12 protein-coding genes are annotated in these 14,616 nt (G+C 73.2%); 6 read left to right on the top strand and 6 right to left on the bottom strand.

Annotated features, from left to right (window positions below; all coding sequences use genetic code 11):
* Together Asera_RS17265 and Asera_RS17260 are read left to right on the top strand one after the other, a co-directional pair.
* Nucleotides 1-792, top strand: coding sequence for an ABC transporter ATP-binding protein (locus Asera_RS17265; protein WP_030448290.1), 792 nt, complete (start codon nucleotides 1-3; stop codon nucleotides 790-792).
* Entirely contained in the window at nucleotides 789-1,550 is a 762-nt protein-coding gene (locus Asera_RS17260; RefSeq protein ID WP_030448291.1) for an ABC transporter permease, read from the top strand. The genes Asera_RS17265 and Asera_RS17260 overlap by 4 nt, the downstream gene beginning before the upstream one ends.
* A 56-nt stretch (nucleotides 1,551-1,606) precedes the next feature.
* On the opposite strand, the gene Asera_RS17255 is transcribed toward Asera_RS17260, so the two are convergent.
* The 3 genes from Asera_RS17255 to Asera_RS17245 form a co-directional block, all read right to left on the bottom strand.
* Nucleotides 1,607-4,414, bottom strand: coding sequence for an FAD-binding and (Fe-S)-binding domain-containing protein (locus Asera_RS17255; protein ID WP_030448292.1), 2,808 nt, complete (start codon nucleotides 4,412-4,414; stop codon nucleotides 1,607-1,609).
* A gap of 214 nt (nucleotides 4,415-4,628) precedes the next feature.
* The gene (locus Asera_RS17250) at nucleotides 4,629-5,408 is read right to left on the bottom strand and encodes an LAGLIDADG family homing endonuclease (RefSeq protein ID WP_030448293.1); all 780 of its coding nucleotides are present in this window, start codon (nucleotides 5,406-5,408) and stop codon (nucleotides 4,629-4,631) included.
* Between the two features lie 235 nt (nucleotides 5,409-5,643).
* A complete protein-coding gene (locus tag Asera_RS17245; protein ID WP_030448294.1) occupies nucleotides 5,644-6,855 on the bottom strand; it encodes an FAD-dependent monooxygenase in 1,212 nt (403 codons plus the stop codon).
* Between the two features lie 171 nt (nucleotides 6,856-7,026).
* Between Asera_RS17245 and Asera_RS17240 the strand changes: the two genes are divergently transcribed.
* Nucleotides 7,027-8,022 (top strand): TetR/AcrR family transcriptional regulator C-terminal domain-containing protein, encoded by a 996-nt coding sequence (locus tag Asera_RS17240; RefSeq protein WP_211255704.1) that lies wholly within the window; start codon nucleotides 7,027-7,029, stop codon nucleotides 8,020-8,022.
* A gap of 117 nt (nucleotides 8,023-8,139) precedes the next feature.
* Here the strand turns inward: Asera_RS17240 and Asera_RS17235 are convergent, their stop codons facing one another.
* Nucleotides 8,140-9,459: an NAD(P)/FAD-dependent oxidoreductase gene (locus Asera_RS17235; RefSeq protein WP_084132353.1), complete on the bottom strand. Its 1,320-nt coding sequence runs from the start codon at nucleotides 9,457-9,459 to the stop codon at nucleotides 8,140-8,142.
* A gap of 160 nt (nucleotides 9,460-9,619) precedes the next feature.
* Nucleotides 9,620-10,915: a deoxyguanosinetriphosphate triphosphohydrolase gene (locus Asera_RS17230; protein ID WP_084132354.1), complete on the bottom strand. Its 1,296-nt coding sequence runs from the start codon at nucleotides 10,913-10,915 to the stop codon at nucleotides 9,620-9,622.
* A gap of 94 nt (nucleotides 10,916-11,009) precedes the next feature.
* On the opposite strand from Asera_RS17230, the gene Asera_RS17225 reads away from it, so the two are divergent.
* The 3 genes from Asera_RS17225 (at nucleotide 11,010) to Asera_RS17215 (ending at nucleotide 13,033) form a co-directional block, all read left to right on the top strand.
* Nucleotides 11,010-11,834: an AraC family transcriptional regulator gene (locus Asera_RS17225; RefSeq protein ID WP_030448298.1), complete on the top strand. Its 825-nt coding sequence runs from the start codon at nucleotides 11,010-11,012 to the stop codon at nucleotides 11,832-11,834.
* Between the two features lie 138 nt (nucleotides 11,835-11,972).
* Entirely contained in the window at nucleotides 11,973-12,710 is a 738-nt protein-coding gene (locus tag Asera_RS17220) for an AzlC family ABC transporter permease (RefSeq protein ID WP_051802710.1), read from the top strand.
* Complete coding sequence (locus Asera_RS17215) at nucleotides 12,707-13,033, top strand: AzlD domain-containing protein (protein WP_244843919.1); 327 nt, start codon at nucleotides 12,707-12,709, stop codon at nucleotides 13,031-13,033. The genes Asera_RS17220 and Asera_RS17215 overlap by 4 nt, the downstream gene beginning before the upstream one ends.
* Nucleotides 13,034-13,097: 64 nt before the next feature.
* Here Asera_RS17215 and Asera_RS17210 read toward each other — a convergent pair whose 3' ends face one another.
* Entirely contained in the window at nucleotides 13,098-14,279 is a 1,182-nt protein-coding gene (locus tag Asera_RS17210) for an ACP S-malonyltransferase (RefSeq protein ID WP_051802711.1), read from the bottom strand.
* Nucleotides 14,280-14,616 lie beyond the last annotated feature (337 nt).

Below are 14,616 nucleotides of genomic sequence, written 5' to 3'. Positions count from 1 at the left end.
ATGACCGCTGCGCCGGCTATCCAGGTCACCGGACTGCGCAAGTCCTACCAGAAACTGGAGGTGCTCAAGGGCGTCGACTTCGAGGTACCGCGCGGGAGCATCTTCGCGCTGCTGGGCTCGAACGGCGCCGGCAAGACCACCGTGGTCCGCATCCTCGCCACCCTGCTGGCACCCGACGACGGCGTGCTCCGCGTCAACGGGTTCGACGTGACGGCGACGCCGGGCAAGGTACGCGACTCGATCAGTCTCACCGGGCAGTTCGCCGCGGTCGACGAGATCCTCACCGGCCGGGAGAACCTGGTCATGATCGCCCGGCTGCGCCGGGTCGCCGACCCTCGAAAGGTCGCCGACGACCTGCTCGATCGGTTCCGGCTCACCGAGGCCGGCGGGCGCCGCGTCGCGACGTACTCCGGCGGCATGCGGCGCCGGCTGGACATCGCGATGAGCCTCATCGGCGACCCGGCGGTCATCTTCCTCGACGAGCCCAGTACCGGCCTGGATCCGCAGGCCCGGCTCGAGGTCTGGCAGGTGATCCAGGACCTCGCCGACAGCGGCACCACGGTGCTGCTGACCACCCAGTACCTGGACGAGGCGGAGAAGCTCGCGGACCGGATCGCGATCCTGCACGAGGGCACCATCATCGTCTCCGGCACCCTCGCCGAGCTGCGGCAGCTGCTGCCGCCGGCACAGGTGGAGTACGTGGAGCGGCAGCCCACGCTCGAGGAGATCTTCCTGGCGATCGTCGACGACGACCACACCAACCACCAGCAGAAGCAGGAGCAGCAGTCATGACCGCGCACACCCTCAGCGACACCGGTGTGATGCTCGGCCGCTCGATGCGGCACATCACCCGCAGCCTGGACACCATCATCACCGTCACGATCATGCCGATCGGGTTCATGCTGCTGTTCGTCTTCGTGTTCGGTGGCGCGATCCGGGCCGGCACCGACCACTACGTCAACTACCTGATGCCCGGCATCCTGCTGATCGCGATCGCGAGCGGCATCTCCTACACCGCGTTCCGGCTGTTCAACGATCTGAAGGGCGGCATCTTCGAGCGGTTCCACTCGATGCCGATCGCCCGCTCATCGGTGCTGTGGGGACACGTACTGACCTCGCTGGTGTCCAACCTGGTCTCGGTGGCGATCATCATCGGGGTCGGCTTCGCCATCGGGTTCCGCTCCTCGGCCGGGGTGCTGGACTGGCTATCGGTGGTCGGCATCCTGGTGCTGTTCACCCTCGCGCTGACCTGGATCGCGGTGATCGCCGGGCTGTCGGCGTCCTCCCCCGACGGGGCGACCGCATTCTCCTACCCGATCATCTTCCTGCCGTTCGTCAGCTCGGCGTTCGTGCCCACCGACACGATGCCCGGCCCGGTACGGGCGTTCGCGGAGAACCAGCCGGTCACCTCGATCGTCAACGCGCTCCGGGCGCTGCTGCAGGGGCAGCCGGTCGGCCACGACATCTGGATCGCGCTCGCCTGGTGCGTCGGCATCCTGCTCGCCGCCTACGCGGCGGCGATGGTCATCTACCGGCGCAAGTTCGCCTGAGCACACCGGCGGCCGGCCGTACCGATCCCTTCGGTACGGCCGGTTGCGTGCGCAGGTCAACCGGCCGGGGCGTCCAGCAGCTCGACCAGGTGCCGGCCGGGGCGGTCGGCGAGATCGGCCAGCTGGGTACGGCAGGAGAAGCCGTCGGCGAGGACCACCGTGTCGCGCTCCGCCTCGCGTACCGCGGGCAGCAGCGCCGACTCGGCCACCGCGACCGACACCTCGTAGTGGCCGCGCTCCATCCCGAAGTTGCCGGCCAGCCCGCAGCACCCGCCGACCGAGGTCACCGTCGCACCGGCCCGCTCCAGCAGCGCCCGGTCGGCGTCCCAACCCATGACCGCGTGCTGGTGGCAGTGCGGCTGGGCGAGCACCTCGACCCCGGACAGGTCCGGCGGCTGCCAGCCGGGCCGCTCGCCGAGCAGTTCGGCGAGCGTGTGGCTGGCGTCCGCGACCCTGCGGGCGACGTCGTGGTCGAGCAGCTCCACCGCATCGCTGCGCAGCACCGCGGTGCACGACGGCTCCAGCCCCACGATCGGTACGCCGCTGCGGGCGTGCGGAGCGAGGGTGGCCACCGAGCGGCGCAGGATGCGCTTCGCCGCGTCCAGCTGGCCGGTGGAGATCCAGGTCAGCCCGCAGCACAGCCCGGGATCCGACAGCCGCACGGCGAACCCGGCCCGTTCCAGTACCCGGACCGCGGCCGCACCGACCGCCGGGGTGAAGTGGTTGGTGAACGTGTCCACCCACAGCAGCACCGGATCCCCGTCCGTCCGATGTGGACGGTTGTTGAACCAGTGCCGGAACGTGCGGGCCGCGAACCGCGGCACCGAGCGCCGGGTGTCCACCCCGGCCAGCCGCTTGGCCACCGACGCCACGCCCGGCGCGGCGAGCGCGGCGTTCGCCAGCGCCGGCACCCGGGACGCCAGCCGGGACCACCGCGGCAGCATCCCCAGCGTGTAGTGCGACACCGGCCGCAACCGCCCGCGGTACGACTGGTACAGCACCTCGGCCTTGTAGCTCGCCATGTCCACCCCGGCGGGGCAGTCGCTCGCGCATCCCTTGCAGGACAGGCACAGATCCAGCGCCTCGTGCACCTCCGGCGAGCGCCAGCCGTCGCGCACCAGGGTGCCGTTCAGCATCTCCTGCAGCACCCGGGACCGGCCCCGGGTGGAGTCCTTCTCGTCCCGGGTCGCCACGTACGACGGGCACATCACCCCGCCGCCACCGGTGTTGTCGGCGCGGCACACCCCCACCCCGGTACACCGGTGTACGGCGGTGCCGAAGTCGCCGTGGTCGTGCCGCAACGCCAGCGCCAGCCGCTCGGTGACCGGTCGGGCCGCCGGTACCCGCAGGTCGGCGTCGACCGGGCGGGGCCGCACGATCACCCCGGGGTTGAGCACGCCGTCCGGGTCGAACACGTCCTTGACCGCGGCGAACGCCGACAGGGCGGCCGGCGAGTACATCAGCGGCAGCAGCTCTCCGCGGGCCCGCCCGTCACCGTGCTCGCCGGACATCGACCCGCCGTAGGAGGCGACCAGCTTCGCCGCCTCGGTCAGGAACTCCCGGAACCGGCGCACCCCGGGATCGCCGTCGGACAGCGGGAAGTCGATCCGCACGTGCAGGCAGCCGTCGCCGAAGTGCCCGTACGGCATGCCGGTCAGGCCCTGCGCCGCCAGCAGCTCGTCGAACTCCCGCAGGTAGGCGCCGAGCTTCTCCGGCGGCACCGCGGAATCCTCCCAACCCGCGTACGCCGGGCGGTTGTCCACCGACCGCTGGGACAGCGCGGCGCCCGCCTCCCGGATCCGCCACACCGCCGCCGCATCGGTCACCACCGCGGCGTCCAGCGCACCGGCGTCCGCGATCAGCGCCTGCGCCGCGGCCGCGAGCTCCGCCGCCGACCCGCCGGCCAGCTCGGCGAAGAGCCACCCCTCCCCGTCCGGCAGCGGCGGTACGGCGGCGGCGCCGCGCCGGGTGCGCACCACGTCGACGATCCGGAGGTCCAGGCCCTCCAGCGCGATCGGCTGGTGCGGCAGCAGCGCCGGTACCGCGTCGGCGGCCTCGGCCATGCTCGGATAGCCCAGCGCGACCAGGATCGTCGCCGGCGGCACCGGCACCAGCGAGACGGTGCCGCGCAGCAACACCGCGCAGCCGCCCTCGGTGCCGACCAGGGCGCGGGCCACGTCGAAGTCGCGCTCCGGCAGCAGGTGCTCCAGCGAGTAACCGGACACCTGCCGGCCGAACCGGCCCAGCTCGGTACGGATGGTCGCCAGGTGCTCCCGGGTGACCTGGTGCAGCGCGGACAGCACCGGCGAGGACGCCGGATCGGCGCCCCGGCCCGCGGTGAGCCGCTCCCCGGTACCGGCAAGAACGTCCAGGTCCAGCACGCTGTCCGCGGTCCGCCCGTACGCCAGCGCCCGGGAGCCGCACGAGTTGTTGCCGATCATGCCGCCGAACGTGCAGCGGCTGTGTGTCGAGGGCTCCGGCCCGAACCGCAGCCGGTGCGGCGCGACCTCGCGCTGCAGCTGGTCGAGCACCACCCCGGGCTGCACCACGGCGGTCCGGGCGTCCGGATCGACCGACTCGATCCGGTTGAGGTGCCGGGAGAAGTCGAGCACCAGGCCGGTGCCGACCGCGTTACCGGCGATCGAGGTACCGGCGCCGCGGGCGGTCAGCGGCACGCCCAGCTCGCGACAGACCGACAGCGCCGCGGCGACCTCGTCGGCATGGCGCGGGAAGGCCACCGCGGTGGGCGGCACCCGGTACAGCGAGGCGTCGGTGGAGTACTCGGCGCGGCGGCGGGTGGAGGCGTCCACCTCGGGCACCCCGGCCCGCGCCAGCGCCGCCACCAGATCCTGCGTGTCGACCATCCCGCCATCCTCCCCCACCGGCCCCGTCCGGCCGCGGCAGGTGACCACCGTCCCACGCAGCGGCGCCCGGATTGGGCACTACCAGGCCTGGCTGAAACGGCGGCTGGCGGCGACACGGCCTTGGTCCGACAAACCACGTTGCCGAGGCGATGCCCACCATCGAACCGATCCTTCGCCCGGCGCCCATGCGCATCGACAGGGGTCACGAGATCGTTTACTCGTGTCGGAGGCGCCAGCGACGAAGGTTCACGCTCTGTTTGGTACGGCCGAGCCGCTCGGCGGCTTCAGAAGTGGATAGGGCGAGAACCACGTCGTCTTCTTCCGGCGTCCAGCGCCGTGGCGACGATCGCCTGCGCATCCCGGCGGGTCGAGTCCAGGTCGCGATCGATCGAGCCGCTGCCGCCTTCCGGGGTAGCGCCAGGCAGTCTTCGGGGTACAACGTGGCGGCGAGTTCAGCGGCGGGGTCCGACATCACCATGAGGTTGTACACGCCGTCGCGGGCGTTCGCTCTGGCGGACCGCATCGCACCAGTGATCCGTTTGATCTCGGCGCAGAAGAACGCGGCCAGGTCGTCGCTCGCTGTCGTGAAGCTGACGAACGGATACCCGCGAGCGGTCGTTCCAACCGAGCCGTCACCATCGATCAGGCCACGTAGGTAGTCGTTGTGACTGAACGAACCGTCGGGCGGGCGAGACGCGGTCGACTTCCGGCCGGCGATGAGCCCAAGAGACACCAGTTCCTGTCGCGCGGTCAATGAGGACAGTGTCCAGACCGCGGAGCGGTACCCGACCGCGAAGTTGGTGTCGCGTGTTCGAAAGATGATCGAACTGTTGAATGGCAGCAACCGTTGAAACCGTTTGAGCATGTCGACATCGTGCGCCTGCAGTTCGATGGACAGTTTCCCCTTTTGCCCCTTCCCCGCGTACAGCGAACCGTCGGTCTGCACGAACCCGAAGAAATAGGCATGGTCCGGGTTCGTTAGGTCGAAGAACATGGGCGGAGGGTAGAGGCAAGGTCCGACATTTCCCCGTGCGACGCGAATGTGGCAGCAGGCATGGCGCAGCAGTCGGATCTGGTCGAGGTGGTCCAGCGGCTGCGCCAGGTGATCTGCATCAAGGGCTGACCGCCGCGCGGCCGCCCGAGTACCTACCGCCAGGCGGCCGTCCGAGGGCTTGCCGCCGGGCGGCCGGCGTCGGTCCGTGCGCGGGCCGCCCGGCCCCCGGTGCCGGTCAGTGCGCGGCCGGCACCGGGTAGTCCGGCAGCTCGATGGCGTTGACCGCCTTGTCGATGCCGCCCATCAGCTTCCCGGCGCCGGGCAGCTTGGTCATCATCCGCATCGACCAGTCCCGCATCCGGATGCCGCGGGCGGTCGCCGGCAGGAACCCCTTGACCCCGCCGGGCAGCGGCTTGCGGTTCGCCGCCACGTAGTCGGCCATCCGCGCCTGGTACGCCGGGAACGCGCTGCGGGGGTCGCCACCGGCCGCGGCGAGCTCGCCGGCCAGCACGTACCCGCCGACGATCGCCATCGAGGTGCCCATCCCGACCGAGCCGGCGAAGCACGAGTCGCCGAGCAGGATCACCCGGCCCGTGTACCAGCGGTCCATCTCGATCTTGCCGACGCGGTCGAAGTAGAAGTCGGGCGCCTCGGCCATCGAGTCGAGCAGCTCCGGCACCTGCCAGCCCTCGCCGGCGAAGGTGCGCGCCACGATCGCCTTCTGCGCCTCGACGTCGCGCCGGTCGTACTCGATCGGGTCGCAGGCGAAGTGGAACATCGCCCGCGCCTCACCGTGCGCCGGGTAGAGCAGCACGTTGCGACCGCCGCTGGTGCCGTTGCCGGCCGGCATCGAGTACATCAGCTCCCAGCCGTCCAGCCGCAGCGAGGTGCGCGCGGTGAACACGGCCCGGTGGTACCCGGAGTCGGCCATGCGCCACCGGTCGGCGCCGAAGGCGATCCGCCGGGTCGTCGAGAAGATCCCGTCGGCGCCGACCACCAGGTCGAACCATCGCGCACCGGCCCGCTCGAACGTCACGTCCACACCGTCGTCGTGCTGATCCAGCGCGGTGATCGTGTCGTCGAACAGGTACTCGACCCCGTCGCTCGCGTCGACCAGGATCCGCGCCAGGTCGGCGCGCAGTATCTCCAGGTCGGCGACGATGCCGCCGGAGTCGCCGAACGCGTCCGCCGGCATCTCCGCCGTGCGCCGGTTGTGCGCGTCGACGTTGGCGATGCCGCGGGTGCCGGTGTGCGCGGCGCGCACCTGCGCCATCAGCCCCATCCGCTCGATCACGGTACGGGCGGCGCCGCGCACGTCGATGCCCTGCCCGCCGGGCCGCAGCGCCGGCGCCCGCTCCACCACCGTGACGTCCATCCCGTACCGGCGCAGCCAGTACGCGAGGGCCGGGCCGGCGATGCTCGCCCCACTGATCAACACCTGGGTCATGGTTCGCTCCCTCGTCCGTACACCGGCACGGGTTTGTCGCCGGCGCTGTCGGTACACTGTACATACACCGCCGTGAAGCACCAAGTCGTTGTGCTGCAATCGAATTGATGACACGCAACGCACTAGTGCACTAGGTGGCGTATGATCCGGTGCACTAGTGCGGAGGTGGCGATGGCGGCGACGTACCGGCAGATCGTGACGGACATCCGGGCCCGCATCGAGTCCGGCGAGCTGGTACCCGGCGCTCCCGTACCGTCGACCCGGCGGCTGGTCGCCGACTACGGCGTGGCGATGGCGACCGCCACCAAGGCGCTGACCGCGCTGCGCCAGGCCGGCCTGGTCCACCCGGTTCCCGGCGTCGGCACCGTCGTCGCCGATCGGCCCCGCTCCGCCGCGCACACCGGCGCCGCGGACCGACAGAGCGGGCGGCACCCGGTACGGTCGGCCGCACGCGCGACGACCGCGGTCGGCCGGGACGAGGTGGTGCGCGCGGCCATCGCCCTCGCCGACGCGGACGGCCTGGCCGGCGTGTCCATGCGGCGGGTCGCCACCGAACTCGGCATCGCCACCATGTCGGTGTACCGGTACGTGGCGAGCCGGGACGAGCTGGTCAACCTGATGCTCGACGCCGCGATCGGCGCCCGGTCGCTGCCCGATCCGCCGCCGGCCGGCTGGCGAGACCGGTGCGAGGTCGCCGCCCGGGTCATGTGGGGGTTCTGCCAGCGGCATCCCTGGGCCGCGCAGGCGCTGTCGATGACCCGCCCGCAGTCGATCCCGAACGGGATGGACTACAGCGAATGGCTGCTGGCCGCCTTCGACGGGTACGGCCTGGATCTCGGCACCCGGTTCCAGCTCGGGCTCAGCGTGCTGATGTACACCCGGGGGCTGGCGGTCAACATCGAGCCGGAGCTGCGGGCGCGGGAGGACACCGGGCTCACCGACGAGGAGTGGATGGCGCAACAGAAGCCGTCGATGCTGGCGATCGCCGACCCCGAGCGGTTCCCGCAGCTGTCGGTGGCGATGCACGACGAGGTGGACGCCGACCTCGACTCGATGTTCGAGTTCGGGCTGGCCCGGCTGCTCGACGGCATCGACGCCTTCCTGGCGGCGCATCGCCGGCGCGCGCCCGCCTCGCGGCGGACCCGGGCCGCGGGCACCGACCGCTGAGCCGGCATCACCGTCCGGGTACGGCCACGGCTCGGCGCACCCGGGCGGCCGGCACCGACGGCTGAGCCGGCGGCACCCTCCGACGCGCCGACGAGGGCGGCCGGCCGCCGCGCCCGGTCAGCCGGCGAGCGACTCCAGCGGTACCGACGGGTCGGTCAGCCGAGCCACGTCGACCGGCCGGCCCGCCTTCACGATCGCCTCGATGTGGCCGCTGACGTCCCAGACGTTGACGTTCATGCCGGCGAGCAGCCGGTCGCCGCGCAACCAGAACGCGATGAACTCGCGGCTGGCCGGATCGCCCCGGTACACCACCCGCACGTCCGGCGCGGCCACGTCGTCGACGAAGCCCGAGTACTCCAACCCCAGGTCGTACTGGTCGGAGAAGAAGAACGGCACCTGGTCGTACACGTGGTCGTGGCCGAGCATCGAGTGCGCCGCGGCGACCCCGCCGTCCTGCGCGTTCGACCAGTGTTCGACCCGCAGCCGGCGCCCCAGCCACGGCCGGTACGAGTCGGCGACGTCGCCGGCGGCGAACACGTCCTGCGCGGAGGTACGCAGCCGCTCGTCGGTGACGATGCCGTCGTCGACCGCGATCCCGGCGGCGACCGCGAGCTCGACCGCGGGTCGGACGCCGATGCCGACCACCACCAGCTCGGCCGGCAGCTCGGTCCCGTCGGACAGCCGGACCCCGGCGACGCCGCCACGCTCGCCGCGGATCTCCTCGACGCTGGCGCCGAAGCGGAAGTCGACGCCGTGGTCGGTGTGCAGCGCGGTGAAGAACCCGCCGAGCTCGTCACCGAGCACCCGGCGCAGCGGGCAGGGTTCGGGTTCGACCACGGTCACCGACAGCCCGTGCGAGATGCCGGCGGCGGCCACCTCCAGCCCGATCCAGCCGGCGCCGACGACCACCATCCGCCGGCCGCCGCCGGCGGCCCGCAACAGCGCGAGCAGGTCGTCGGAGTCGTCCAGGGTGCGCAGGTAGCGGACCCCGGGCAGCTGCGCGCCGGGCACGTCGAGGGTGCGCACCCGGGAGCCGGTGGCGAGCAGCAACTGGTCGTAGCGCAGCTCGTGGTAGCCGTCCAGGGTGAGCAGGTGCTCGGTGGTGTCGAGCATGGTGGCCCGCACACCGCGGCGCACCTCGACCCGGTTCTGCGCGTACCAGGACTCGTCGTGGCAGAACACGACGCTGCGCGGGTCGTTGCCGAGCAGGTAGCCCTTCGACAGCGGCGGACGCTCGTACGGCAGCTCCTCCTCGTCGGTGAGCAGCACGATGCGGCCCTCGTACCCGTCGGAGCGCAACGTCTCCACCGCCCGGCCGGCGGTGAGGCCGCCGCCGACCACCACGAACGTTTCCGGAGTGTTGCTGCCCGGCGGGCGACCGACCTCGCGCGCCTCGTCGCGTTCGGTCTCGCCGTCCGGGGTGATCGGTTCGGTCATGGCCCCAGCCTGCCCCCACCGACCGACCCGGACAACCCGAACGCGCCGACCTGACGGGTCAGGCGGTGACACCGGACAGTCCGGAACCGTCGAACACCGCGGGAGCGCACGATGGACCGGTGCCCGCGGACCGCGTGGCGATCCGGACCGGCGCCGCTCGTCAGAGGGCGATGGTGGGGCTGCCGGTGAGGCGGTGGTACCAGGCCACCGCGGACGTGTCGGTGAGGCTCGCCACCTGGTCGATCACCACCCGCAGCCGGGCCGCGTCGTCGACCGCCGCCCGCCACCGCGGCGCGAACAGCGCGTCCAGCGCGTCCGGGGCGCGCACCACGAGTTCGGTGACCAGGTCGTGCAGCAGCTCCCGCTGCCGCTGGTACCGGCGGGCGGCGTCCGGCCGGGCCAGCACGTAGCGCCAGGCCATCCCCTTCAGCAGCGCGCACTCGGCGCGGGTACGCCGCGGTACCACCAGCTCCGCCGCGTACCGGCGCAGCGGCCCGGTGCCGTACCGGCAGCGCGTCTCGCCGACCGCGGCGTCGACGAACCGGCCGATCAGCGCCGACGCCGCCCGCTTCAGCGCGATCGTCGCGCCCGGCCCGCCGTCGTAGCCCGACAGCGGGGCCACCACCGGGTCGGTGAGCAACTCGGCCAGCACGCCGGCCAGATCGACCGGCTTCTCGGTCGAGTACTCCGCCGCGACCAGCTGGCACAGCGCGGCCCGTTCGTCCGGGTCGGCCAGCAGCTCGGGCCGCAGGTACCCGCCGTGCACGCCGTCCTCGATGTCGTGCACCGAGTAGGCGACGTCGTCGGCCCAGTCCATCACCTGCGCTTCCAGGCAGGGCCGCCGGTCCGGCGCGCCGGCCCGCAGCCAGTCGAACACCGGCCGGTCGTCGGCGTACACGCCGAACTTGCCGCCGCCGTCGGGCGCACCGCCGCGTGGCCACGGGTACTTGCCGGCCGCGTCCAGGGTGGCCCGGGTCAGGTTGAGGCCGACCGAGGCGCCGGCGCCGTCGACCACCTTGACCTCCAGCCGGGTCACCACCCGCAGCGTCTGCGCGTTGCCCTCGAAGCCGCCGCAGCCGCGCGCCAGCTCGTCCAGCGCGGCCTCACCGTTGTGCCCGAACGGCGGGTGTCCCAGGTCGTGCGCCAGGCCGGCGGAGTCGACCACGTCGGCGTCGCAGCCGAGCCGCTGCCCCATCTCCCGGGCGATCTGCGCGACCTCCAGCGAGTGCGTCAGCCGGGTCCGCGGGAAGTCGTCCACCCCGGCCGGCGCCGGGCCGGCCTGGTGCACCTGGGTCTTCGCGGCGAGCCGGCGAAACGCCGCGCTGTGCAGAATCCGGGCCCGGTCCCGGGCGAACGGGCTGCGCGCCGCGCCGCTGTCCTTCGGCGGCTCCTCCGCGTACCGGGCCATCGCGGCCGGCTCGTAGCCCGCCGCGGCGTACCCATCGACGTCGGTCATGCCGCCAGCCTAGGGTCTGTTTCGGAGCCCCCGCGGTCGGCCGGCGGTGGGAACCGGCTGGCCAGGGCGGCGCCGGGGCTCGTACCGTTTGCGTATGGGGGCGGGGGAGACGGCGCGGTTCTGGCGGCATCCGGCGCTGCCGGACGTCGACCTGCTGCGGGCCCGGTTCGTCGACCACCGGTACGCCCGGCACACGCACGACGCGTACGCCATCGCGCTGATCCGGGACGGCGTCGAGCAGTGGTGGTACCGCGGCGACGTGGTGCGCGCGGGTGCCGGCGGCATCGGGCTGGTCAACCCGGACACCGTGCACACCGGTGAACCCGGCGTGCCGGGAGGCTGGGCCTACCGCGTGCTCTACCCGTCGGTACCGGCGCTGCGGTCGGTCGCCGACGAGCTGCGGCTGCCGCCCGGCACGCCGTGGTTTCCCGAGCCGGTGGTGGACGACCCGCAGCTGGCCCGGTTGCTGCTGTCCGCGCACCAGGCGGCCGAGACCGGCGACGCGCTGGCCGCCTCCGAGCTCACGCGCGAGCTGTTCGCCGGGCTGCTGACCCGCTACGCCGGGCGCCGGCCGACGCTGGCCACCCCGGCCCGGCGCAACGCCCATCTCGCGGTACGCGCCCGTGACCTGCTGCTCGACCGGATCGCCGCACCGCCGAGCCTGGACGAGCTGGCTGCCCAGGTCGGTACCGGGCCGTTCGCGCTAACCCGCACCTTCCGGTCGCATTTCGGGCTGCCGCCGCATGCGTTTCTCACCCAGCACCGGGTCGGCGTGGCGCGCCGGCTGCTGGACGGCGGCGCCACGCCGGCCGAGGTCGCCGCCACCGTCGGGTTCGTCGACCAGGCGCACCTGACCCGGCACTTCCGCCGCATCGTCGGCGTCCCGCCGGGCGCCTACCGGCGGCAGCACGCGGGCTGATCCGCACCGGCGGCGCTGCCTCGTCCGCGCGGTGCAGCCTGGTCCGCGCGGTGCAGCCTGGTCCGCGCGGTGCTGCCTCGTCCGCGCGGCGCAGGAACGTACAAGACCCGGGGCGGGGTGGGCTCGTAGCGTGGTCGCGTGACGGTGTGTGAGAGCCCGACCCGGCCGCGCCGGGCGGTGCTGCGTGACTCGCTCGGTGTCGGCATCGCGGTGGGCGTGTCCGGCGTGGCGTTCGGCGGTACCGCGGTGGCCGGCGGGCTGAGCGTGGCGCAGGCCGGCGTGCTGAGCCTGCTCGCGTTCACCGGCGCGTCGCAGTTCGCGCTGGTGGCGGCGGTGGCCGCGGGCGGCAACCCGCTACCCGGCGCGGTCGGTGCGCTGCTGCTCGGCTCCCGCAACGCGCTGTACGGGCTGCGCGTCGGCCCGCTGCTCGGCCTGACCCGGACCCGGCAGCGGCTCGCCGCGGCGCAGTTCGTCATCGACGAGACGACCGCGGTGACGCTGGCGCAGCCGGACCGCCGGTCGGCCCGGCTCGGCTTCTCCGCCACCGCGGCGACCCTGTTCGTGCTGTGGAACGCCACCACGCTGGCCGGCGCCGTGGGCGCCACCGCTCTCGGCGACCCGTCCCGGTACGGGCTGGACGTGGCCGGGCCCGCCTGCTTCCTCGCGCTGCTCGTCCCGCAACTGCGCGGTGCCCGCGAGCGGTACTGGGTGGCCGGCGTCGCGGTGGTCCTCGCGCTGGCGACCAGCCCGTACCTGCCGTCCGGGGTACCGATCCTGCTCGCCACCCCCGCCGTACCGCTGGTGCTGCTCGCCGGCCGCCGGCCCGACCGCGGCGCCCCGGTCGCGGCACAGGGATCCGGGGAGGAGGTCCGATGAGCCACGACCTGCTGGTGTGGCTGGCGATCCTCGGGATGGCGGCCGGCTGCTTCGGCTGGAAGATCCTCGGCCTGTCCGTGCCGGCCGGCGTGCTGGAACGCCCCTGGGTACGGCGCGGTGCGGCGCTGCTGCCGGTGGCGCTGCTCGCCGCGCTGACGGCGGTGCAGACCCTCACCACCGACAGCGGTCAGTTGACCGTCGATGCCCGGCTGGCCGGGCTCGCCGCCGCCGGTGTCGCGTTGCTGCTGCGCGCCCCGTTCCTGGTCGTGGTCGGCGCCGCGGTCGCCGTCACCGCGCTGCTGCGCCTGACCGGCATTGCCTGACGCCGTGCCGGTTGGGCACCTGTCCGGCCGGCCGCACGGGGGGACGAACCGGCCGGACAGGTGGTCAGCGGGCGGGCAGGCAGATCGAGCCCGGCACCGGTCCGGCGGTGAACCGGCCGGCCGTGGGGAACGGCGCGCCGCCCCGCGCCGGGGGCGCGAGGACCGGGGCGAGCGGTGTGCCGGAGGCCCGGCGTACCGCCGTGTCGACGGCACCGGCCGCGGACGCGTCGACCCGCTCGGGCCGCCCGGTGGCGGCGCCGTCGAGCAGCGTGCTGGGCGGGGCGACCGCCAGGCTGCCGCCACCGGCGCCGCCGGCCGGCGCCTCGTCGGTCGCGACCGGCGCCTCGTCGTCCCAGGTGCTCGCGTGCGCCACCGGGATGCACTGGCGGGCCAGGCCGATGGTGGTCCGGCCGACGCCGCACTCGATGTAGTTGCGGACGCCGTGGATCGACAGGTCCTGGATCGCGCCGAGCAGGTTCACCGGGGACAGGAACTGCTCGACCAGCAGTCCGCCCAGGTCGTCGTTGTCCAGCACGTAGCGTCCGAGCAACGGCGAGTACACCCGGTGCAGCAACGGGCCGGGCCGGATGCCGGCCAGCTCGGCCTGGAACGGCTCGACCGCGCGTGCCATCAGCGGGCCGTGCAGCGCGTAGGGCGCCTCCAGCCGGGTGCAGTCCACGTCGATGCCGCGGGCCAGGTCGGCCAGCTTGGACAGGGCGAGATCGGAGCCGGAGATCACGGTCTGCGTCGGCGCGTTCATCGAGGCGACGGCCAGCGTCGGGTCGTCGACCAGCCGGATCGCCGCCGCCGCGCGGCTCGCGTCGAGGCTGAGCGCGACCATCCCACCACGCCAGGGGCCGAGCTGCGCCAGTGCCTCGTTGCGGGCCAGCACGATGCGGGTACCGTCCGCGACCGAGTACCCGCCGGCGCAGGTCAGTGCGGCGATCTCGCCGAGGCCGTGGCCCAACATCACCGACCCGGCGGGCACGCCGCCCTCGTTCGCCGCCCAGGTGGCGACGGACGCGGCGAAGATGGCGAGTTGCAGCAGACCGGGATCGGCGTCGGCCAACTCGCCCGCGGAGCGGCCCGGATCGTCGCTGAGCAGCGGGTCGAGCCGCCCCTCGGCGGCGACGGAGATCCGCTCCAGCGCCCACGCGGACGCCGCGGACCGCTGTCGCAGCGCGGTCAGCGCACCGGGCCGGTACGCGCCCTGATCCGGGAACAGGATCGCGGTGAGTCCCTGCAACGCAGACTCCCTTCAACGTTCGGCTGGTCCTGCGTGCGGCGGCCCGCCAATGGCCACGACACAGCGGACCGAAACAATGGAAAAGAATGGTGGGTGGGCGGCACGGTCATGCACTCGCAGCGCCGGTGGATTTCCGGTCCGGTGCCAATTCCTGGACACGATTTCCCGCCGATCGTGCGCGAGCGGCCCGGCGCCGTGACCCCTCGGTCATACGGTGTCGCACCCTGCGCCACGATCACCGAGCGTGAGGCCTCCGCCGCGTCACTCCGCGCCGTACAAATCCGATCTTGTCGCCGAATCGGAGCGCAGCCGCGCCGGCAGAGGAGTGAACCAACCC

Origin of the sequence: Actinocatenispora sera, from assembly GCF_018324685.1 — a bacterium.
Classification (GTDB): Bacteria; Actinomycetota; Actinomycetes; order Mycobacteriales; family Micromonosporaceae; genus Actinocatenispora; species Actinocatenispora sera.
This window is presented reverse-complemented; position numbering and strand designations above follow the sequence as displayed.

What these genes read in the sequence shown, in the direction of transcription:
- Asera_RS17265 (WP_030448290.1), top strand. Translation starts at nt 1, where the DNA reads ATGACCGCTGCGCCGGCTATCCAGGTCACCGGACTGCGCAAGTCCTAC.
- Asera_RS17260 (WP_030448291.1), top strand. Translation starts at nt 789, where the DNA reads ATGACCGCGCACACCCTCAGCGACACCGGTGTGATGCTCGGCCGCTCG.
- Asera_RS17255 (WP_030448292.1), bottom strand. Translation starts at nt 4,414, where the DNA reads ATGGTCGACACGCAGGATCTGGTGGCGGCGCTGGCGCGGGCCGGGGTG.
- Asera_RS17250 (WP_030448293.1), bottom strand. Translation starts at nt 5,408, where the DNA reads ATGTTCTTCGACCTAACGAACCCGGACCATGCCTATTTCTTCGGGTTC.
- Asera_RS17245 (WP_030448294.1), bottom strand. Translation starts at nt 6,855, where the DNA reads ATGACCCAGGTGTTGATCAGTGGGGCGAGCATCGCCGGCCCGGCCCTC.
- Asera_RS17240 (WP_211255704.1), top strand. Translation starts at nt 7,027, where the DNA reads ATGGCGGCGACGTACCGGCAGATCGTGACGGACATCCGGGCCCGCATC.
- Asera_RS17235 (WP_084132353.1), bottom strand. Translation starts at nt 9,459, where the DNA reads ATGACCGAACCGATCACCCCGGACGGCGAGACCGAACGCGACGAGGCG.
- Asera_RS17230 (WP_084132354.1), bottom strand. Translation starts at nt 10,915, where the DNA reads ATGACCGACGTCGATGGGTACGCCGCGGCGGGCTACGAGCCGGCCGCG.
- Asera_RS17225 (WP_030448298.1), top strand. Translation starts at nt 11,010, where the DNA reads ATGGGGGCGGGGGAGACGGCGCGGTTCTGGCGGCATCCGGCGCTGCCG.
- Asera_RS17215 (WP_244843919.1), top strand. Translation starts at nt 12,707, where the DNA reads ATGAGCCACGACCTGCTGGTGTGGCTGGCGATCCTCGGGATGGCGGCC.